We start from the raw sequence: 20246 nt of genomic DNA, 5'->3' as shown, positions 1-20246 counted from the left end.
ACCGGTTTTTTCCCGGGAAAAACCCTCATATTTCAAAGGTTCGGGACAAGTGCTCTATGTGCCCTTTATGTGCAGAAACGTGTTTTTATACGTTTCTGGTGCTCTTTTGAGCTGTTTCTTTTCCCATTTCCACCAATCCCCCGGTTCCGCACCCGGTCGCGGATAGGAGTCACAATTTCCTCCTGATTTCCCCATGAAAGTAGAATTCCGCTTCGAAGACCACCTCCCGCACCAGGCGAAAGCCATAGAGAGCACTGTCGCGCTCTTTTCCGGCATCCCTAAGCGCCACCAGGGCGTCTATGCCAAGGGCGGCAGCTACATGCTGGAGCCGCGCAATCCGCAGCTCACCATAGGCACCAAGTTCCTTGAGAACGTGCAGAAGACCCAGCTCGGAAACGGGATCTTCGTGGACGATACACTCTACGGTGGCCACTTCGGCATCGAGATGGAAACGGGCACCGGGAAGACCTACGTCTATATCCGCAGCATTCTCACCCTCTACGAGACCTACGGTTTCAAGAAATTCATGATCGTAGTCCCCAGCAAGGCGATCCTGCTGGGTGTGCAGAAAACCCTTGAACAGCTCCAAGGCCACCTGAAGGCGAAGCACAACGTGGACATCTCCAAGCACAGTTTCGTCTATGACTCCAAAGACCTCGGCCGGCTCCGCACTTTTGTGGAGAGCCATGATCTGGACATCTGCGTGATCAACTACCAGGGCTTCAACAGCGCGAAAAACCTGATCCAAAAGGAGCAGGAGCAGGGCGGGGAGATCCTTTGGGAACAGATCAAGGACATCCATCCCATCGTCATCATGGACGAACCGCAAAAGGTGGAGGGCAGCAAAAAGAAGCCGTCCAAGGCACGTCAGCAGCTCACGGAGCTTACCCCGCTCTTCGAGCTGAAATACTCGGCCACACACCGCAAGGAGTTCCCTTTCAACAGCATCTACTCACTGGACTCCTTCGCGGCCTACGAGCAGGAACTGGTGAAGCGGATACGTGTGCGCACGGTTTACGGCCAGGTGCCGAAAGATCAGCCATACCTGCGCTACGTGCAGTTTAACAGAGACCTGAGCGCCACGGTGGAGCTTTTCTGCCAACAGCAAGGTAGGCAGGCGGGCAAAATTTCACCGAAGAAGTTCCGGGTGGAAAACAACGCGGATCTTCACGAGCTATCCGGAAACCTCCCGCAATACAAAGGCTACCGTATCGCAGCCCAGCCACACGCCACGAAGCCGTTGATGGTCACCACCCCTGCGGGTGACATCGAGTTCGAGCAAGGGGAGGCCAAGCCCTCCATCTCCCAGGAAATGGCAAAACGCATCCAGATCCGTATCGCCATCGAGAGCCACTTCCAGAAGCAGTTCGAGCTGCTGGATGCCGGTCTCGACATCAAGACCCTGACTTTGTTTTTCATCGATGATGTATCCAAAGTCCGCGACGATAGCGTGGCGGATAATCGCGGTGAATATCTGCGGATCTTCGATGAGGAGTATGAAGCATTCACCGGGAAAGCGGAGACACAGTTCAAGCTCCAGGAATACTCCTATCTTTTCCCGAAAGGGATCGCCACCGAACAGGTGAGGGAAGGTTATTTCGCCCGGGACTCGAAGAATGGTGTGGCGGAGCTGAAATACAACAAGGCAGGCACCGAAGTGCTTTCCAAATCACAGGAAGATATCGACCGGGGCATCGAGCTGATCCTTAAAAAGAAAGACGAGCTGATCACCTTTAGTGAACCACTTGCCTTCATTTTCTCACACTCCGCCCTCCGCGAAGGCTGGGACAATCCGAACGTCTTCACCCTCTGCACGCTGCGGAAAAGCAACAGCGACATCGCCAAGAAGCAGGAGATAGGTCGCGGCCTGCGCCTACCGGTGGATATCCACGGAAACCGCATCAGCAGCAACGAGCACAATGTCCTCACCGTCATAGCAAACGACCACTACGACCATTTCGCAGACACCCTTCAAAAGGATTTCAACGAGGAGATGGGCTTCAACCGGGAAGAGGTGACACCCACGGTGCTCCAGAACGCTCTCGTTAACGCAGGGGTGCCTCTGGAGAAGATCACTCCGCTACTGGTGAACGCACTCCGCCACGAGCTGACACGGAAAAAGGTGATCTCAGACAAGAACGTGCTCACCAAGGATGCCACGGAGAAAATCGAGGAGATCTTTTTCGCCCATGAGACCCTTGCCGAGCATGCAATCCAGATTAAGAAGCACTTCATCATGCTGATGGACCAGAAGGGCAGCCGCAAAGTGAAGGTGGAGAACGGGGATGTGGAACCCATCCTCAATGCCGAGTGCAAATACGTTTCAGAAGGAGAGTTCAAGACCCTGCTCGACAGGCTCACCACCCACCTGAGCGCCCGCACCCTCTACAAGTTCCAGTTGGACTCCGATGCCTTCATCCAGCAGTGTATCCGGGAGACGAACAAGCACTTCGCAGGGCAGAAGCTCGTTTACACAACCGGCGTGACTTCCGGGGACGTTGGTTTCGATGCATCAGGGAAGCTGGTTGCCGAGCGGGACAACGTGGTTCGGGAGGAAGAGGTGGAATATCGGGCAACGCCGGAGGAATACCGGAAGACGGATCTGCAAATCGTGGATCACATCATGTATCACACACTCATGCCCCGGCAGGCGATTCTGGAGATCGTGCGCGGCTTCCACAACCGGGACTTGCTACACTCCCAGGAGAAGCTGGAGGATTTTACCCGTTTGATTTTCAATGCCCTGAAAACTGCCAAAGCCGAGGGAGTCCATGCCTACGAGGTGGTGAAGGGATACGAACTCGACAGGTCGAAAATCCTCGAAGCAGATGTCATCGACGAGGAAGCATTCGCCGCCCAGATCAAACGGGTTTACCAGACCAGTGCCGCCCGCAAGAAGGCCGTCCACGAATACTACAACATGGACAGCAAGGGGGAATACGACTTCGCCGAGCAGCTCGATGCGGATGACAACGTCGTCCTTTTCACCAAGCTCAAGAAGGGCGGGTTCGTGATCGATACCCCCTACAGCGACTACTCACCGGACTGGGCGATCATCTACCGCACCGAAGGCCACCTGAAGCTCTACTTCATCGTGGAGACCAAGGCGGGGAAAGACTGGGAGGATCTCACCGACGTGGAGAAATCCAAGATCAAGTGCGGAGAACTGCACTTCCAAGCCGTCTCCGACGAGATCAAGTTCGACTGGGTGAACAGCTACAAGGACTTCAGAAACAAGTTCGTGAAATGAGGAGTCGTGGGAAGCTCCGCTATCAATCTTTCACCATAAATCGTCATGAAGCCGTCTCCACCACTTGAAGATTGGAACCTTTCCCTGCCCAAGGTTCATCAGTCGCTCAACGATCCCGGGACTGAAGACCTCTTACCCAAGATCGGTGATTGCGAATCCTTGGACGACTATAAGACCTATTGGGAGAATCTCGAATACCTGCTGAAGATTGTCATCGGTTGGAAAAATATTGGTGCCGGTCTGGCATGGTGGGAATCCAAAGGCAGGGAACCGATGGGTGATCCACGGCTCGAACTTGTCAGGAGGGTCTGGGATGACGAGGGGCAACTGGATTTCTACATGGCTCACCATTGGCGGGAGCAGAATTGCTTTTCCGATCCGGAGGAAATGTCGCCCACCGAGATGTCCCGGAATTGCCGGTGGGGAAGCGAGGACTGGTGGAGGCAGCTAAAACGACAGGGAAGGCGTTACGCGCATGACCCCTTCTACGGAGGTAGTGACCCGCTGCATCTGGCCAGCATCGAGCATTGTTGCCAGATGGGTGGCAAGAAAGACCCGACAAGCTACCGGACAGAGGTCGCAGTTCATCATCCTGAGGCAGTGCTGATAGCCGATGACTTCGGGGCATGGAGAGGTGATCTCTGGAATTTTGCGAATACCCTGCCTCCACACCCATTCAGTTCCTGGCATGTGGAGGTCTTCGAGCGTCGAATTGGCTACCTCGGGCTCTACCGCCAAAGCCGGATTACCGGACACTGGTTTCAAGGAAAACACAGCATCCACATTGCGGGGAATCCACCGACATCCCCATTCTAACTTGAGTTGAGAATTCCCAGAGGTTTAGCTTCTTCCTGACTATGCCTACAGTCAAACAGCTCCTTACGGCCTGCGGGTTGGATACCGAACACGAACAGATCAAGCTCGTCCGCCACAGTGATCACGATGGACGCTCCATCCGGCAGATTGTTGATGATGGGGTGTTCGATATCTATCAGGCGGAGCAGGATCAAAGAAGGGAACCATTCCACAAATGCGATATCATCGTTTCATTCATTGGTATCTCCGGAAACCAAGCTGAATTCCACGGAGTTTATCGCGTCATCGGAAGCCGGGAATTTCAGAAGCAGGATTTCGTGGGGGTTCCGGATTTCATGCTGTTGGCGCATCAGGACAACAGGCCGCGCATCTGGTATGATCTCGTGGAGTTGCCGGAATTTTCAAATCTCCGTGGTCGGTTAATTGTCCAATGGAGGAGCACACGCGGTTGGGTTCAAACCAAGGATCTGGATGTTTATGAGCTGCTACCTCCGGGAAATGTAATTCCGTTTCCTGGTTACCAGGATGCCGTTCTCACCTGGGACGAGCTAAAAGCCGTCATCGCCAATCCGCGAGCACATCGTGACTGGAAGACCGCTCTTTCTGCTTCTTCTGGCATCTACCGGATCGTGGATCATGATAGCGGTAAAATCTACATAGGTTCAGCATACGGCTCGAAGAATCTGTGGGGGCGTTGGAGCGACTATGCGAAGACCGGCCACGGTGGTAATAAGCTGCTGAAGGATCTGGATCCAAACCAGTTCCAGTGGTCGATTATACGAACCTTATCTGGTTCGATGTCATCCAAAGAAGTCATTCACGTTGAAAGGACGGAAATGCGAAAACACGGAAGCGAAGCAATTGGGTTAAATTTTGCAATGAACAAGAGCGCTCGCGGAACCGGATAATCATGCTTGGATGAAGCCGTGGTCAAATCTGACCAATTTGCGTTATAAGGCGGGGTTTTTGGTGATCCGAGTCTCGAGAAGAGAGGTGGTCAGATTTGGCCACTTATTCTGGCCTGAAGCCGCCTGACGGCATTGGACGTAACTAAACGTTAGCACGGCGGTGTTTTTTAGTGGGGAAATCCCCCCCTAACTCCTTGAAAATCAAAGAAAATACGCAGACTGGGACTCGAACCCAGGACCAATTGGTTAAAAGCCAACTGCTCTACCAACTGAGCTATCTGCGCGGGGGCGCTTTGCTATCGGAGTTTTCCTCCGAGGTAAAGACTTCTTAGCTTTTTCTTTGCAAAAATAAATCGATACCGTCGACGAGCGCCAACCAGCTGGCCTCGATGATGTTATCAGAAACGCCGACGGTCCCCCAGGTTTCGCCGCCATGGGCGGAAACGATAAGAACCCGTGTCTTCGCAGCGGTGGCGTCATGTCCGTCGAGGATCCGCACTTTGTAATCCACCAATGCCACCTCGGCAATTTCCGGGTAGAACGGCAGCAGGGCTTTCCTCAAGGCAATATCCAACGCATTAACCACCCCGTTTCCTTCGGCAACGGTCAGCTCGATCTCGTTATTTACCGAGACCTTCACTGTCGCTTCACAGACCGGCTTGTGTCCGTCCCGGTATTGGCGGAAGCTCGTGTGGTATTCTGTGGATTCAAATGGCTTGGTGTAGTTACCCAGCTCCCGGCGAATCAATAATTCCAGAGAGCCACCTGCCGCTTCAAAAGAATAACCCTCGTTCTCAAGCTCTTTGACTTTGGTTAGGATTGCAGCCGCCTCCGGAGCACCTTTTGCAAGTGGCATTCCCATCTGTTCCGCCTTAAGCAGGATATTCGACTGTCCGCTAAGCTCGGAAACCAGAATGGTCTGCTCATTTCCCACACTGGCTGGAACGATATGCTCATAGCTGCGGGCCAGCTTCTGAACCGCATTCACGTGCATCCCACCCTTGTGGGCAAAAGCGGTGCGTCCAATGAACGCTGCCCGGGCAAAATGCGGGTTGTTCGAGATATCATCTACAAAATGGGAGAGAGCTCTTAATTCCTCCATTCGTGGAACCACCTCGATTCCCATTTTCAGTTGTAGAATCGGCATGACGGAAGTGAGGTTGCAATTACCTGTCCGCTCGCCGTATCCGTTGATCGTTCCCTGCACTTGAGTGGCTCCCGCACGCACCGCGGAAATGGCGTTGGCCACTGCCAGCTCGCAATCATTGTGCGTATGGATGCCCATTGGAGTATCCGGCAGGTGCCTTCGCACTGCCGCGCAAATTTCCTCTACCTCAGCCGGTAAGGTGCCGCCGTTGGTATCACACAGCACAAGGCAGGAAGCACCTCCCTCCGCAGCCGCCTTCAATGTTGCCAGCGCATGCCCGGCACCATCTTTATAACCGTCAAAAAAGTGCTCGGCATCATAGACAACCTCCCGACCGTTCTTTACGAGGTGAGCCACTGTCTCCCGGATCATTGCCTGGTTTTCCTCCACGGTGGTGCGGAGAATATCTGTCACATGAAGCTCCCAACTCTTTCCAAAAATCGTTACCACCGGTGTTTCAGCCTCAAGTAATAGCCGGACTTGTGGATCTTCTTCGACTTTTACGTTTGCACGACGCGTGGAGCCGAAGGCAGCCAGCTTGGCATGCTTGAGCTTGAGCTTCTTTGCCTCACGAAAAAACTCGACATCCTTCGGGTTGGATCCCGGCCAGCCACCTTCGATATAATCCACCCCAAACGCGTCCAGACGCTCCGCAATTCGCAGCTTGTCCAGACCGGAAAGTTGAAAGCCCTCACCCTGCGTTCCATCACGTAATGTCGTGTCGTAAATGTATACCGATTTCATATAGCTGCTGTGGAGCGCGAAGGCTAGGGAGCACCACCCAAAGGTGCAAGACGTAAGACACAGCTTGGGATCGGGCGATCGTCGAAGGCCATGAACCCATTTTTCTCCTTGGTTGCTTGGATTGACATAGTCATTTCAGCTACCTAAATTAATTCACCCCTAGCGGTGTCTCCGACATGTCAGATTTCTCCCAAACTCCACAACAGCGCGATTTCCACTGCCCTAGCTGCAATGGCCGTATTGTCATCCCGTTTTCTCTGCCATCGACTACCGGACCATGCCCGCACTGCCAAGCAACGATCACCTCTCCGCCACCGCCGGAAGCTGAACCACATACTCCGGCCGCTGCCGCAGTAGCTCCCGGGATACCGGTTCCGCCGCCCCCTTCGAATGAGTCCACCCCGGATTCTCCGCCGATTGCCTCCGAGCAAATGCCCGCTCCATCCCAGAATGCTCCTGCCATTCCGGAGCGTCGGGATGGCGCAGAGACCCAGATTACCCAGCCTGCTCCAGCTATCCCGAAGAAGAAAAAGGGTTCCAGCGGGATCATCCCCGCCATGCTAGGTCTCTTTGCCCTCATACTTGCTGGTGGTGGTGCGGTTTATTACCTCTCAAACCAAATGGGCAACAAGGTTGATCCGCCGAATCTTAATGGCAGCCCGGAAGACCAGGAGATCAAAGAAGCCAATTACATCCGCATCGGTTGGCAGAAGGATGCTTTCGAAGTGCTCGATAAATATCTCACAGGCACCTCAGTGGATAGCAAACTGCCCTACGTCCGTGATGGCGCGGCGCTCCGCCCGAAAATGGAAAGCTTTTACGGAGGCGTGGAGATCAACGATTCCGATACTCCTGCAGATTCTTTCTCGATACAGGAACTTTCCGAAGAAGACCGGAAGCGTGGGATTTTCATGCTCACCTATGACCAGCCTCCGCAGTTTGCCCTTAAGGAGTTTTTCAGACCGCTCGCTTCACTGGAAGTCCAATACGGTATCGATGAGGCGGATATTCTTCTAAGCACAATGGCCCGCGTCAGTAATTTCGCGATGGAACCGGTGCGTGTGCATGCGTTTTTCAAACGCGTGAATGGAGAGCTGAAACTTGATTGGGAAGTTTTCGCCCAGACCAAATACCGTATCTTCCGCAACTTTGTCGAACTACCGGATATCGGTCAGTCGGAGACATTCCGTGTGCTTATCGTCGAGGATGTGCCGGATAAGGGCCAAGGAGTGGTAGGCGCAAGAACCTACCGCCTTGCCGACCCGGCGAACATTACAGATTCCGCACGGGTGAATGTGAAACTGGACTCCGAGATTGGCCGTGCCCTCTCCATTATCAACTGGCGCGGCACAAAACAGACGACTCCGATCACCCGCACTGCCACCGTGGAGCTGGAATGGACAGGCTCACCCGATAGCCCGACACTCGATATCAAACGTTTTATCTGCTGGGAGTTCCTCGGTCTGGGCGGGAAAGAAATCCCCTCAAATGCCGCAAACTGATCGGCTTTTTCCCATCAACTCAACCTCGCATGGCTCCGGCTCACACTTCAACCATCGCCGCCGTCGCCAGCCCTATGGGTGTGGGAGCGATTTCTCTTATCCGCATTTCCGGTCCCCAGGCGCTGGCTGTAGCCGATCTTGCCTGCGGCGGGATCGCATCCACGAGCATGCCAAGACTCGTGCGGCGCTGCAAGATCAGAGATGAATCCGGTGCGGTAATTGATGACGGACTCATCACTGTTTTCCACGGGCCCAATTCGTTTACCGGTGAAGATACCGTCGAATTCGCCGGGCATGGAGGGATTCTCGTCACCAAGGAAGCCTTATCGCGTTTTCTGGAATGTGGTGCGGTCCATGCCTCGCCCGGCGAGTTTTCCCAAAGGGCTTTTACCAACGGAAAGCTGGATCTCACCCAAGCGGAAGGGATCATGGATCTCATCTCCGCCCAAACCCGCTTGGCCATCCGCGCCGCCCATTCACAGCTGGAGGGAACATTGGGTAAGCGCACAACCGCAGCGCGGGATGAATTATTGGAAATTCTCGCCCATCTGGAAGCCTGGATCGATTTCCCTGATGAGGATATCGACCCACAGACGGCCATTCAGCTACGTGCCCGGATTTTTGGAATTCTGGAAACGATTGATTCATTGCTTTCCACTGCCGATCAGGGACGGGTGCTCCGGGAAGGCGTGAGAACTGTCATCTTCGGGGAACCGAATGTGGGTAAATCCTCCTTGCTCAACCGCTTGCTGGGCTTCGATCGGGCCATCGTTTCCGACATCGCCGGCACCACGCGGGATACCATCGAGGAGGTGATCAATCTCCACGGTATTCCTCTTAGACTGGTGGATACCGCCGGCGTGAGGGAGTCTGACGATACAATCGAAACCCAGGGAATCCAGCGCACTGTCCGGCAGATCGAAGACGCGGATCTCCTCTTGGAAATTGCGGATTGTAGCCTGCCCCGTCCGGAGCGCGCCGTTTATCCTTCGAACCATGCCACCCATTTGTTGATTCTGAATAAATCGGATCTCGGGGAGCATCCTTCGTGGAATGATGTGGAGGCCATTCGCATTTCCTGCATAAGCGAGCAAGGTTTCAACACGCTATCGGACGCCATCAGAGAGGCGCTACATTTTACCGAGGCAGATTTCGGCGAGCATGCGGTAGCCATCAATGCACGTCACAAGGCATCGCTCGCTCTGGCCCGCACAAATCTTCATGCAGCCCTGGAGTTACTGACCGAAGAGAACTCGGATCCGGAGCTTGCGGCAATCGATTTGCGGGAAGCTCTCGATGCGCTCGGAGAAATCCCCGGAAAAGTGGATACCGAAGATCTCTTGGGAGTTATTTTTTCCCAGTTCTGTATCGGAAAGTAAGCCGACCCAGAGGAGTCGGCATTTTGGATCAGGCATTTCTCAAATACCGCAAAGTAGACGGAGCAACTCCAAAATCCATCGGCAGAGCAACCCCGAGAGTGCAGCACATTCCTTTCATCATCGCAAAATGGTGAATCGTATGACTTGTCAGGAACTGTAGCTCGCGACCAACCGACGACACTTGCCAATGCATCCCGGTCTCTCCGCCGCAATCCATTTTCACCCGGATTTCACGTCCCGCATCTATTGATGAAATCTCCCGCTCCAGCTCTTTGGCCAAAGACTCAAGCCTCTGCATTGCTTGATTTACAGAGGTTTCAATAACTCTATCTCTAGAACGGGAGTCATAGTCGATCGTCCCCTCTTTTACGCCGCGGACAAAGCCATCGTAGTGATCAATACAATGCCTGAGATGCCCTCCCAGGCTGGAACCATAAAAATTCATGACTGGCGTGCTATAAATCGCATCATCGATGATCCGGAGAAGATCCATACCTTGATGTAGAAAATATATATTGGAGGAGATCAATGAGGGCATGGCAGGCGTCGCAGAAAAGCTAGGTTTGAGAGCAATGGCGTTGACAGATATTCCAGAAAAAATATTACAAAACGGATATAGCTCCATGATCGGAATGATTCGGCTTAAGCGTGAGACTGGCACGGTAATGGGTAGGCTCCCCGCTCAGGTCTGGCATTTCCTCCCAGTAATCCCAGATCACCGATTTTTCTAAAAACGTGATTTCACTACGACTCCAGGTTTGTGCATCCGGCCGATTCATTCTCACTGTGTAAGCACTGGGAATGATATCAACTCCCGCATGCACTCTTCGGACGTCGCCGTTGGCGAGTGCTGCTTCGCGGAAGCATTTCACCTCGGGGAAAGCAAATGATGATGAGGTGATCGGGCTATGTAAATCCTCACGAACCAAGCGCTTACCATCCCAGGCAAAAATAGAAAAACTATGGTGATCCGATAAAACGATAGTGAATGCAAGGAAGCAGCCGAGGTCCCGGGAGTGAATCCGGACTTCCGCTTCTTCTACACTTTTACAATCGGCAAGACTCAAAACGATCTCACCACGGGATAACTTTCGCCCATGAAGTTTAACCTTCTCATGCCATCGGTTCAGCAGCGCAATCATCACGCCGCGCTCATTTACAGCCATCCAGGTGCCTCCTCCCGCTGGATCGATCGGTGCCAGATAAGCTACCTCGTTAGTGCTCGAAAACTTTTGCGGAGGAATTGCCACCGGACGGCTTTTTAATTCATCCCGATTGAAATAGACACGTCTGCTACCATTGGAATCGGTTTTCCACGAGATCGTGCACATAGGTTCTGAAAATCTAAGTCGGCTTCCGCCTTTAACTCAGAGCTTCTTTGCCACTTCAGCACCGGAATGCGAAGTTTTTTCCGTGGTTGTGTTTATAAAAGTCGTTTCCTGGGCCAGGGATCCTGATGCTCTTTTTGACTGGTAAGTATCGCAGGGCAGCCACTATCTAAGCCAAGTGACGAATAGCTGGCGCATAAGACGATTACTATATGGACGATGGCGCCGCCTCGTGCGTTGGGAATACTGGCCGAGTTTGCCATTATATCTGCCTATTACTCCGGTCTTTCTTTGGAATGCGGCAAGACATCGGTCATTTATGGTAGTTACCCTGGCCAACCCGGGAATGCCTTCCGGCGGCTTCGTCGAAGATTCAAAAAGTGCAATTCTGGAACAACTTCGGAGTTCCGGCCATGTCGCCGATTTCAAATTGATTTCATCGGACCTCTCCGCGGTGGAGAAGCTTCAAGCCTTTGATCAAGCGCATGCCGCACTTGGGGAAAGCTACCCGATCGTTTTAAAACCTGATACCGGAGAAAGAGGCCGCGGAGTTCTGATCGCCCAGTCCAGGCAGGAGGTCATCGCCTACTTGTTGGCATGCAAACTACCGGTGATCGTTCAGAAACATATCCCGGGGATCGAATATGGAGTTTTTTACGAGCGTTCTCCTCTCAATGAAAATGGATCAATCACGGGAATCACGCTAAAAGGAAATACTACCGTCACAGGAGATGGTATCAACAGGCTCGAAAGATTAATCCTCGCCGACTCCAGAGCCGTCTGCATGGCTCCGCTCTTTCTGAAAATGCATGCTGCACATCTGGACAAGATTCTTCCCGAGGGGGAAATCTTCCGGTTGAATAGCTTGGGCACGCATTCCCAGGGCTCGGTCTTTTTCGATCACAGTCATTTGATCACCCCTGAGCTCATACTGGCAATCGACGCGGCGACCAAGCATTTCGCCGGATTCCACATCGGGCGTTATGATATCCGCGTCCCAAGCGAGGAAGATCTGAAAGCAGGGAGAAACTGGCAGATTGTGGAGCTAAACGGCGTAACTTCCGAGCCCACCCACATGTATGATCCCCGTCATGGATTATGGTATGCTTGGCGCTGCCTCGCAGCCCAATGGACCCGGGCTTTCCAATACGGTGCGGAGAACAGAAATTTTGGTCATCGCCCAATTAGTTTTGCCAGGCTCCGCGAACGGCTCAATTCGCACAAAGCGAGAATTTAACGGAAGAAAGTCTCATGCTCCCGCATCCAAAGGAAGCTGGCTTGAGATCCGCCATGAATATCCGAAGCAGAAAAATACTCCCACGATCAATCCCGGCATCATGGTGCGCAGAATTTCCGGAGTGCCGGCAACGGCATGAGCAAGGGCCACCAGTGTGTAAATGAATACGTATCTGACAAAACCGGCACCAAAGATGCGTCGCCCACCTCCGCTTTTCCAGCGCATGACTACCCAACGGATAAATTCAGCCGAAAGTGCGGTCGAAACCATACTCACAACGCCTTGCGTCACCGCTACCTGGATTCTCGCAGCGACTCCATACTCCCAGTTTACCAGCAGCCCCCAGATGATAAAAAACACCATTGCGATCAAGCCCATCGATACGGAATCGCGCCCGCTTCGTGAGAGTCTTTCCTTTGGTGGTCCTTCCATGGCTGTATCCTAACGCGAAAAAGTTCATTGTTTTCCAGCTAATAAGACCATGCCGCTCCGTAACCTCATCGACCTTTCAAAATTCCTGCCAGATGGGACGATACGGAGAGTTTTATTCAAATCGTGCTTCCAGAAGACTGCGGAAAACCTACTCGGGGTGACCAAAGTGAACAAAATCTATCATGACTCAGAAGTAATAGACGCGGCAGGCGAAACGAAAAATCACTTTTCCAGCATACTACAATCCGCCCGGGTCACTTATGAAATCACCCATGGCAGCGTCGAATTCATTCCACGGACTGGTCCGGTTATTGTGGTCGCCAATCATCCTTTCGGCGGCATCGATGGAATCATTCTGGGAGATATTATCTCCCAGCGAAGGGAAGACTCGAAGCTAATGGGAAATTTCCTTCTCAAGCATATTCCGCTCCTTAACGGGGATATCATCGCCGTAAATCCTTTCGGCACAAAAGGCGCCATCAAGGAGAATGGCACAGGATTGAGAGAATCCTTCCGCTGGCTTGCACAAGGTCACTGCCTGGGAGCGTTTCCAGCCGGGACAGTCGCTCATTGGAATATCCGGAGCAGCAAGGTGGACGAAGTCGAATGGCACAGCAGCCTCGCGAGGCTTTCGGTGAAAACCGGCGCGACTGTGGTGCCAGTGCATTTCGAAGGTGTGAATAGCGCGATATTTCACCTTTCAGGTTTGATCCACCCACGGTTGAGAACTGCGATGCTTGTCCGTGAGTTCAACAACAGAGCTGGCACCACGGTTAGGCTTCGCATCGGTAAAGCCATTCGTCCTACAACCAGTGCGGAGCACGATACTCCGGAGAAGCTCATCCGCTTCTACCAAATGCGTAGCGAGATCCTTTCGCATCAAAGAAACAAATTTCAGTCCCCCGGGTCGGCGGAAAAACCTCCCGAAAAAAAGCAGGCGCCAATTTCCGAGCGAAAAGATGTTCCGGCATTTTTGGACGAGTTATCAAACCTTCCCGAGGATTGCCGGCTTATTCAGCGTGGGATTTTTCACGTCTACGTGGCCACGGCCCAACAGATCCCCAACCTCTTGCACGAAATCGGACGGACCCGAGAGCTCACCTTCCGGCTCGTTGGCGAAGGCACCGGAAAAGCGCTCGATCTGGATCAATACGATCAATTTTACGATCATCTCTTTCTATGGAACAATGAGACTTGTGAAATCGTGGGAGCTTACCGCATCGGTAAAGTTGATGAGATCATCGCTTCCCGTGGATTCGCCGGTCTTTATTCGAGCACGATATTCGAATACTCCCATGATGCGTTTGACTCTCTGGGAAAAACCCTTGAGCTGGGCCGCTCCTATATCGTTCCCGGCTATCAACGGAAAGGGACATCATTGTTTCTTCTTTGGAAGGGCATCATGAGCTATGTGCTGCGGAATCCCGGCTACTCAAAACTTTTCGGCGCGGTGAGCATCAGCGATGCCTACCATCCACTTTCAAAAGGGCTGATCCTCCAGTTCCTCAGAAGCCAGAAAATGCTCAAAGGATTCGAAACCAAGATCCGTGCCAGAAAACACCCGAAATTTTCCAAACTCCGCAGTCTGAAAAGCTTCGACTACCCGGAGGCATTACCGAAAATCGACCACGTCTCCAGCCTGGTGGAGGAATTGGAGCCAGATGCCAAAGGGGTCCCGACTCTTATCAAACATTACCTGCAGCTGAACGGAGTGATTCTCGGGTTCGGAGTCGATGAGAGTTTCAACGACGCACTGGACGGCTTCATCTTGGTCGATCTGGAACAGGTCAGCACCAGGATCCTGGCCAAATACACCGATCCGTGTGCAATGGTGAAATCCTAGCCTTACCCAGAAAAAATACCGCATGCTTCTCTGCGAAAAACGCATCTGGAAAGCAGCGCGGAGATTTCTTCAAACAGGCTCTTTGTCCAGACCGAAGGCGTCGTGAACGGCGCGGGCAGCATCCTCAATGTGGATTTCATCCACTGTGACTGCGATCTTGATTTCTGAAGTAGAGATCATGCCGATATTGATTCCCTTGTCGCCAAGTGCCTTGAACATTGTGGCAGCCACCCCGGAATGCGAGCGCATGCCGATTCCAACAGCTGAAAGCTTGGCAATGCCCGCTTCCGTCTCGATCTTCGCATCCTTTGAAAGCTCCGCGAGGACCGGTTTCAATGCAGCCTGTGCTTTACCCAAATCATTGGAATGCATGGTAAAGGAGTGCTTCGAGCGATCTTCGCTGGAAATGTTCGAAACGATCATATCGAGGTTGATTTCAGCTTCCGCAAGACAGCCAAGAATTTTTCCCGACATTCCCGGATGATCCGGAATTCCTGAGATAGTAACGCGCGCCTGGGAGCGCTCGATCGAAATGCCACGGATGACGACGTTTTCCATATTGGGATGTTCTTCTAACACGAGAGTTCCTGGGTTGTCATTGAGTGAGGAGCGAACCTCAAAAATCACGCCGAATTTTTTCGCGAATTCGACAGAACGCGATTGCATAACCTTCGAGCCGGAAGAAGCCATTTCCAACATTTCATCGTAGGAGATTTCCGGGAGCTTGCGCGCGTTTTTTACGATACGGGGATCACAGGTATAGACGCCGTCCACATCCGTAAGAATCTGGCAAACATCCGCCTTGAGTGCGGCAGCGACAGCGATAGCGGTGAGATCGGAGCCTCCACGGCCCAGCGTGTGCACCATTCCGTCCAAGGTCACTCCCTGGAAGCCGGCGACAACGAGTGTTTTGCCCTCGTCCAAAAATTTGCGCATAAGGGTGGGATCCATATTGGAAATCCGCCCCCGTGTGTGTGAACCGGTGGTGTAAATGCCCGCCTGCCTGCCGGTCACAGATGCCGCATCCACCCCCAATGAGTGCAATGCCATTGCCACGAGCGCGATGGATTGCTGCTCGCCTGTTGCAAGGAGGACATCGAGCTCGCGGTCTGCCGGTTCTTCGTTCAGCTCCTTCGCCATCTTAATAAGGCCGTCGGTCACGCCAGACATAGCGGAGACAACAGCCACCACTTGGTTTCCAGCATCGCGGGTGCGCGCCATCCTGCCCGCAACGTTTCGGATGCGGTCTATCGAGCCAACGGAAGTTCCGCCGTATTTTTGAACAATAAGTGCCATGAGGTTCGGAGCGGGCAGAGTCAAAAGGGTTCAGGAGGAAACATCAACCGGAAATAGTGACATATCCGCAGGGAATCCCTATTTTTGCCAACTCACCTCGATGGAGGCAGGCCCGGATACATCCGGACCAAGCACGAACAAGGCTGTGGCCCAGGCATCGGCCGTGGCACAATCCCGGGCAATCACACTTACCGAGCATGCCGGGCGAATGATCGGCTCCCGCGTCCTTGGATCGAGAATATGACTGGAAAGCCCTCCGGGAACCGGCTTGAACTGACGATAATTCCCGCTGGTTGCTAGTGCCTGATTTTTCAAGACCAATGTCCGGGCAATGCTTCGCGCAGCGGTATCCGGTTTTTCGATGCTGACCGTCCATTCTCCACCACGGCTCAGAACTTCCCCCCCCAGCTCAAAGGCGAAATCATTGATGCCAAGTTCCAGCAATACATCTCCGACGCGGTCCACGGCATAACCTTTCCCGATCCCGGATAGGTCGATTCCTCTCCCTCCCGGGCCGAAACCCGCCATCGAGCTTTCCTTCAACAATCTGAAGTCAAAGGCCCCGGCCGTGGCATCACCGATTGATTCCGCCAGTTCTATTACCGTCTGCAGCTCCTCCGTCGCCGGCTCACCGTTATTGTAACGGGAGAGATCGGATTCCGGTCGCCAGTGGCTCAGCACTTGTTCCCATTTTTCAAGAGTTCTGGAAACGGCAGACTCTATTCCGGGTGCGGAATCGCCACGCCATTCGAGCCGCCAGGTTGTCCCCATCGCCCCCCCCTGCAAGGTTCTCACCTCGTTTTTTTTGCTGCAGGAATTTCCAATCACACAGAGAAAGACAGCAACGGCAACGAAGGCGACGAAACGAGAGTTCATAAAAAACGTAGCACCCAGGCGGCACAGATCAGCACCGTAGCGACGCTATCACGGCGTGTCCACGAGGATGGTGAATGCGTTAGGAATTTCAGCATTGCCCCGGTCGGACAGCCGTAATGACAATAGGCTTGGGGAAGAAAGACCGAGGCGACAAGCCCGGTGACCAGGATAAATGCCGGGAGGAAGGAGTAAAAACCGCTGCTCCAGATCTCAAATGGCTCAACCATAGCGAACGCGAATTTCCAGCCAATAAAGGCAATACTCCAGATTGCCACGAGTGTGATCCATGGCAGCTTTTGTAGAAGCTTGTGAGCTCTCGCGGGCAGTGCAAAACGCTTCTTGGTGATCTTGCCCAGTATTGTCTGAGCCGCACCATGTGGACAGATCCTGCTACAGTAGACGTTCTTACCAAAAAATGCAGGAACTAGCATGGCGATCGCAGTCAGAACAATCAAAGGTAATGCGAGATGGGTGGAAAGCCCATGGCTACCCCATCCGATAAGCTGTGCCTGGCTAACCATCCAGCCCAGCCCCAGCCCGGCGATCACTGAGACAACCGCAAAACCGATCCGCCACCTTGCGCTATTTCCCCACTTGCCCAGTCCCAATATGACTCCGAATGACATCCAACCCAAAGCGAGCGCCGTCATCCACGGGAAAGGCGTTTTCGGGGGTGGCATTCGGAAGATTTGTAGCATTTCCTGCACTGTGAGAATGACCGCCTCCGCAGTGATGCTCGCCCCGCTGACGATGAAAGTTTCCGACTCCTTTTGGAGAATGGATGCCACGCTTCTATCTTTGAAATCATTGGCATAAACCAATTCCTCCTGAACATAACGGACATAAGGATCATTATCCCTGCTAGCCAGTAGAATTACGGCGAGAACCGTCCTGGAATCTGAGGAAAGAGCAGCAATCACATCCGAGGTGCTATTGAAGCCACGGACTTTTACCCCCATACGGCTGCTACGCAAAACCGTGCCTACGGACTTACCTTTGGAGCGAACCTCGATGATCCCCTCGCGATCCGTGGCCATCAGTTCATCGGCCTCTGGGTATAGCTTGGAGAGATCGGACAGTTTCACCGGATCCGGAAACCATTCGTCCAGCCCTTTTGCGCCAAATTTTGCGGCGACACCTCGTGCCATCGCTTCGCTGGTCAAGGTCGCTCCACTTACGATATGTGGCTCGGGATTCCCAGCAAGCCAGCTTTCTGACTTCCCTGTCCATTGCTCCCAGAACGAGGCACTCTGTTTGATTTTTTCCACATGCCCGGAGGTATCCGCAGATTTCAGAAATCTCACGGCGAGCACTTTCCTTTCCGCATCGAGAATGATGAAAAGCTCCGAAGGACCCGAGTATCCTTGGATATTCCGTGCCTCGGGGAATGTCGTCCCCGCCCAGCCAACCGTCTCTCCGGATTCATTCAAGATAGCAAAAAAGCCGTCTTCCGCCTCACCTATCGAGGTGGCCGAAGACAGCGTTTCGCTAGCTAAATCCAGGAGCTGATCCGGTGATGTGTTCCCACCATTTCTGCTCCCAAACCAGAGGCACCACATCGCCGCACCAATCAGCGCGACTCTGTAGGCCCCTATTACATAGCGCCGGAGACGGCGCCCGGCATCAGTTTTTGTCTGATGACTTTTTGATAAATCCGCGCAGCTCATCGAGTTTTTCGAAGCGTTTGTCGCCCGGTTGGCGCCAGAGGAGCTTAGCGTCGTCGAGATGTTTTTCATAAACATCACGTGGCAGGCAGTCTTCCAGAACACAGAGTGCGGCGACGCGTCCGACGCCGACACCCATCATTCCGATGGTCTTCATGACGCGGATAGTGCCGAGTGCATCCCGGGTAACGCTGATGTTACGCCCTGCGGTGAACAAGTTCGGCACGTTTCTCGAGTAGAGGCAACGGTAAGGAACCGGGTAGCCGACATTTCTGTCGATCAGGCGGCGGTGGATCGCCTTCGAGATAAACGGATGTTCCGGAAGCGCGTGGATGTATTTTTCTTCCGGCTCGTGGAGATCGATGCTCCATGTGGTGAGAACCAGCGCATCATCATAGATTTTTGCTTTTTCGATATCCTCGAAATTCAGCACCACATCACCGAGGATCTGCTGTGTTTCACGTGTGCCCCCAATGTAGGCCATCCAGCTGAGTTTCGCATTCGCATGGGAATTCGGGTCACGGCCGGCAAAGGCGCTGTAATTCTTGATCGCGTTCCAGGCACTGAAGTTTGCCAGTAGATTGTAGTCACGGGTGGTTTCCAGCTCGTCAATCGGGTGGCTGTCAAAACCGCTCTCCCAGAACCACTGAGCGTGGAATTCACGTGGATACGGGAAATCGTCTTCGCCGAACTTCAGCATCCAGTCCTGCTCCTTGAATGCCTGTGGGGAATCGGTATTTTCCCACATCCACATGTTGCTCATGCCCATGCGGCCGCCTTCTTCCATGACGATATCCGCACCCGCCCACTGGCCGATAAAGCCATGTCCCGTGCAATCGACAAACAATGTTCCAGGCACTTTGCGGAGCTTGCCGGTTTTTACTTCCAGGACATCGACGGAGGCAATTTTGTCCTCGTTCATATTCACGCCATAGGCATGATTTCCAAGAAACAGGGTGATGTTTTTCTCAGCACGAACGACCTGCTCCTTTTTATCGTCTACAAATTCCTCTGCAGGTGCGGGAGATTTGGAAGCTTCGTCTTGAATCTCTTCGATAATATCCGCCAGCTTATATTCGCTGGGAGGGAGGTTACCCATGGCCCAGACCCGGACTTCGGATGAACCGTTGCCGCCGAGAACGTCACGATTCTGAATCAGAGCGACTTTCAAGCCCATACGTGCCGCGGAGATCGATGCGCCAAGGCCACCGTAACCTCCACCGACGACGACGAGGTCAAATTTTTCCGTCTCTTCGATAGGTTGTGAGGATCCTGCAATATCCCATTTCAAACGCTCATGAATACCTGCGTTTTCCGGCGGTGTGAAATCCTTGTCGCTGGAGAAAAGAATGGTATCGACCCGGCCATCGTAGCCGGTGAGGTCATTGAGCGAGAGCTTTGCTTCGCCCTTTTTGAGCTGACTGCTGCCGACAAGCTGCCAATGCCATTCCGGCTTTTCATTTCCGAGGGCTTCTCCCAGCTTTTCACCATTGATGGAAAGGGTAAATGTCCCTGCTGATCCCGGTCTGCCAAGCCTTCTTGTCCAGTCCACGGTGCGGACCCATACTTTGTATTCTCCGTCTTCTGGCACTTGCACTGTCGTGCTGGCGGGCGCAACAGGCTCGCCGAGACCGTGGGCGATGAGATAGGGAGAGCCCATCGATTCGATGAACTCGGTATCAGCATTCCATCCTCCGTAATCAGAGAATTGCTCCGCCTCTACAAGAAAGGATGCGGCGTGAATGTGAGAGGCTGAGAGTAGCCCCAATAATGGGACTGCTGATAATTTCATGAGGGATTTCATAGCGGGTATCTTAAAGGTCG

Annotated in this window: 15 protein-coding genes and 1 tRNA gene; 7 read left to right on the top strand and 9 right to left on the bottom strand. The window is 53.1% G+C overall.

Annotated elements, in window-relative coordinates:
• Positions 1 to 193 precede the first annotated feature (193 nt).
• From ACFSSA_RS13030 to ACFSSA_RS13020, 3 genes are read left to right on the top strand one after another with little or no spacing between them, the layout of a single operon-like run.
• Complete coding sequence (locus tag ACFSSA_RS13030) at positions 194 to 3250, top strand: restriction endonuclease (RefSeq protein WP_386820927.1); 3057 nt, start codon at positions 194 to 196, stop codon at positions 3248 to 3250.
• A 45-nt stretch (positions 3251 to 3295) separates the two neighbouring features.
• Positions 3296 to 4066 (top strand): hypothetical protein, encoded by a 771-nt coding sequence (locus ACFSSA_RS13025; protein ID WP_386820926.1) that lies wholly within the window; start codon positions 3296 to 3298, stop codon positions 4064 to 4066.
• 41 nt (positions 4067 to 4107) lie between these two features.
• Positions 4108 to 4974: a GIY-YIG nuclease family protein gene (locus ACFSSA_RS13020; RefSeq protein ID WP_386820924.1), complete on the top strand. Its 867-nt coding sequence runs from the start codon at positions 4108 to 4110 to the stop codon at positions 4972 to 4974.
• 211 nt (positions 4975 to 5185) lie between these two features.
• Here the strand turns inward: ACFSSA_RS13020 and ACFSSA_RS13015 are convergent.
• Together ACFSSA_RS13015 and cimA are read right to left on the bottom strand one after the other, a co-directional pair.
• Positions 5186 to 5258, bottom strand: a tRNA-Lys gene (locus tag ACFSSA_RS13015).
• A 44-nt stretch (positions 5259 to 5302) separates the two neighbouring features.
• Positions 5303 to 6865, bottom strand: a complete 1563-nt coding sequence (gene cimA / locus ACFSSA_RS13010) for a citramalate synthase (RefSeq protein ID WP_386820923.1) — start codon at positions 6863 to 6865, stop codon at positions 5303 to 5305.
• 176 nt (positions 6866 to 7041) lie between these two features.
• Between cimA and ACFSSA_RS13005 the strand changes: the two genes are divergently transcribed.
• Complete coding sequence (locus ACFSSA_RS13005; RefSeq protein ID WP_386820922.1) at positions 7042 to 8367, top strand: hypothetical protein; 1326 nt, start codon at positions 7042 to 7044, stop codon at positions 8365 to 8367.
• Between the two features lie 29 nt (positions 8368 to 8396).
• Positions 8397 to 9746 (top strand): tRNA uridine-5-carboxymethylaminomethyl(34) synthesis GTPase MnmE, encoded by a 1350-nt coding sequence (gene mnmE / locus ACFSSA_RS13000; RefSeq protein WP_386820920.1) that lies wholly within the window; start codon positions 8397 to 8399, stop codon positions 9744 to 9746.
• Between the two features lie 28 nt (positions 9747 to 9774).
• Here mnmE and ACFSSA_RS12995 read toward each other — a convergent pair whose 3' ends face one another.
• A complete protein-coding gene (locus ACFSSA_RS12995) occupies positions 9775 to 10239 on the bottom strand; it encodes a DinB family protein (protein WP_386820919.1) in 465 nt (154 codons plus the stop codon).
• A gap of 109 nt (positions 10240 to 10348) precedes the next feature.
• Positions 10349 to 11077, bottom strand: coding sequence for an NRDE family protein (locus ACFSSA_RS12990; protein ID WP_386820917.1), 729 nt, complete (start codon positions 11075 to 11077; stop codon positions 10349 to 10351).
• Positions 11078 to 11393: 316 nt separating this feature from the next.
• On the opposite strand from ACFSSA_RS12990, the gene ACFSSA_RS12985 reads away from it, so the two are divergent.
• Positions 11394 to 12311: a carboxylate--amine ligase gene (locus tag ACFSSA_RS12985; RefSeq protein ID WP_386820916.1), complete on the top strand. Its 918-nt coding sequence runs from the start codon at positions 11394 to 11396 to the stop codon at positions 12309 to 12311.
• Positions 12312 to 12323: 12 nt separating this feature from the next.
• Here the strand turns inward: ACFSSA_RS12985 and ACFSSA_RS12980 are convergent, their stop codons facing one another.
• Positions 12324 to 12743 carry a hypothetical protein gene (locus ACFSSA_RS12980; protein ID WP_386820915.1) on the bottom strand — a complete coding sequence of 140 codons (420 nt, stop codon included), beginning with the start codon at positions 12741 to 12743 and terminating at the stop codon, positions 12324 to 12326.
• Between the two features lie 49 nt (positions 12744 to 12792).
• Between ACFSSA_RS12980 and ACFSSA_RS12975 the strand changes: the two genes are divergently transcribed.
• Positions 12793 to 14586: a lysophospholipid acyltransferase family protein gene (locus ACFSSA_RS12975; protein WP_386820914.1), complete on the top strand. Its 1794-nt coding sequence runs from the start codon at positions 12793 to 12795 to the stop codon at positions 14584 to 14586.
• Positions 14587 to 14655: 69 nt separating this feature from the next.
• On the opposite strand, the gene ACFSSA_RS12970 is transcribed toward ACFSSA_RS12975, so the two are convergent.
• The 4 genes from ACFSSA_RS12970 to ACFSSA_RS12955 form a co-directional block, all read right to left on the bottom strand.
• Positions 14656 to 15882, bottom strand: coding sequence for an aspartate kinase (locus tag ACFSSA_RS12970; RefSeq protein ID WP_386820913.1), 1227 nt, complete (start codon positions 15880 to 15882; stop codon positions 14656 to 14658).
• Positions 15883 to 15960: 78 nt separating this feature from the next.
• A complete protein-coding gene (locus ACFSSA_RS12965; protein ID WP_386820912.1) occupies positions 15961 to 16758 on the bottom strand; it encodes an FAD:protein FMN transferase in 798 nt (265 codons plus the stop codon).
• Positions 16755 to 18425, bottom strand: coding sequence for an FMN-binding protein (locus ACFSSA_RS12960; protein ID WP_386820911.1), 1671 nt, complete (start codon positions 18423 to 18425; stop codon positions 16755 to 16757). Before ACFSSA_RS12960 ends, ACFSSA_RS12965 begins: the two co-directional genes overlap by 4 nt.
• Complete coding sequence (locus ACFSSA_RS12955; RefSeq protein ID WP_386820910.1) at positions 18382 to 20214, bottom strand: FAD-dependent oxidoreductase; 1833 nt, start codon at positions 20212 to 20214, stop codon at positions 18382 to 18384. The genes ACFSSA_RS12960 and ACFSSA_RS12955 overlap by 44 nt, the downstream gene beginning before the upstream one ends.
• Positions 20215 to 20246: the final 32 nt, after the last annotated feature.

The organism is Luteolibacter algae (assembly GCF_042683045.1).
GTDB lineage: Bacteria > Verrucomicrobiota > Verrucomicrobiia > Verrucomicrobiales > Akkermansiaceae > Luteolibacter > Luteolibacter algae.
The sequence above is the reverse complement of the archived record's forward strand: the minus strand, read 5'-3'. Positions and strand labels throughout refer to the sequence as shown.

Coding starts and splice junctions, on each gene's coding strand:
- ACFSSA_RS13030 (WP_386820927.1), top strand. CDS start 194: ATGAAAGTAGAATTCCGCTTCGAAGACCACCTCCCGCACCAGGCGAAA.
- ACFSSA_RS13025 (WP_386820926.1), top strand. CDS start 3,296: ATGAAGCCGTCTCCACCACTTGAAGATTGGAACCTTTCCCTGCCCAAG.
- ACFSSA_RS13020 (WP_386820924.1), top strand. CDS start 4,108: ATGCCTACAGTCAAACAGCTCCTTACGGCCTGCGGGTTGGATACCGAA.
- cimA (WP_386820923.1), bottom strand. CDS start 6,865: ATGAAATCGGTATACATTTACGACACGACATTACGTGATGGAACGCAG.
- ACFSSA_RS13005 (WP_386820922.1), top strand. CDS start 7,042: ATGTCAGATTTCTCCCAAACTCCACAACAGCGCGATTTCCACTGCCCT.
- mnmE (WP_386820920.1), top strand. CDS start 8,397: ATGGCTCCGGCTCACACTTCAACCATCGCCGCCGTCGCCAGCCCTATG.
- ACFSSA_RS12995 (WP_386820919.1), bottom strand. CDS start 10,239: ATGGATCTTCTCCGGATCATCGATGATGCGATTTATAGCACGCCAGTC.
- ACFSSA_RS12990 (WP_386820917.1), bottom strand. CDS start 11,077: ATGTGCACGATCTCGTGGAAAACCGATTCCAATGGTAGCAGACGTGTC.
- ACFSSA_RS12985 (WP_386820916.1), top strand. CDS start 11,394: ATGGTAGTTACCCTGGCCAACCCGGGAATGCCTTCCGGCGGCTTCGTC.
- ACFSSA_RS12980 (WP_386820915.1), bottom strand. CDS start 12,743: ATGGAAGGACCACCAAAGGAAAGACTCTCACGAAGCGGGCGCGATTCC.
- ACFSSA_RS12975 (WP_386820914.1), top strand. CDS start 12,793: ATGCCGCTCCGTAACCTCATCGACCTTTCAAAATTCCTGCCAGATGGG.
- ACFSSA_RS12970 (WP_386820913.1), bottom strand. CDS start 15,882: ATGGCACTTATTGTTCAAAAATACGGCGGAACTTCCGTTGGCTCGATA.
- ACFSSA_RS12965 (WP_386820912.1), bottom strand. CDS start 16,758: ATGAACTCTCGTTTCGTCGCCTTCGTTGCCGTTGCTGTCTTTCTCTGT.
- ACFSSA_RS12960 (WP_386820911.1), bottom strand. CDS start 18,425: ATGAGCTGCGCGGATTTATCAAAAAGTCATCAGACAAAAACTGATGCC.
- ACFSSA_RS12955 (WP_386820910.1), bottom strand. CDS start 20,214: ATGAAATTATCAGCAGTCCCATTATTGGGGCTACTCTCAGCCTCTCAC.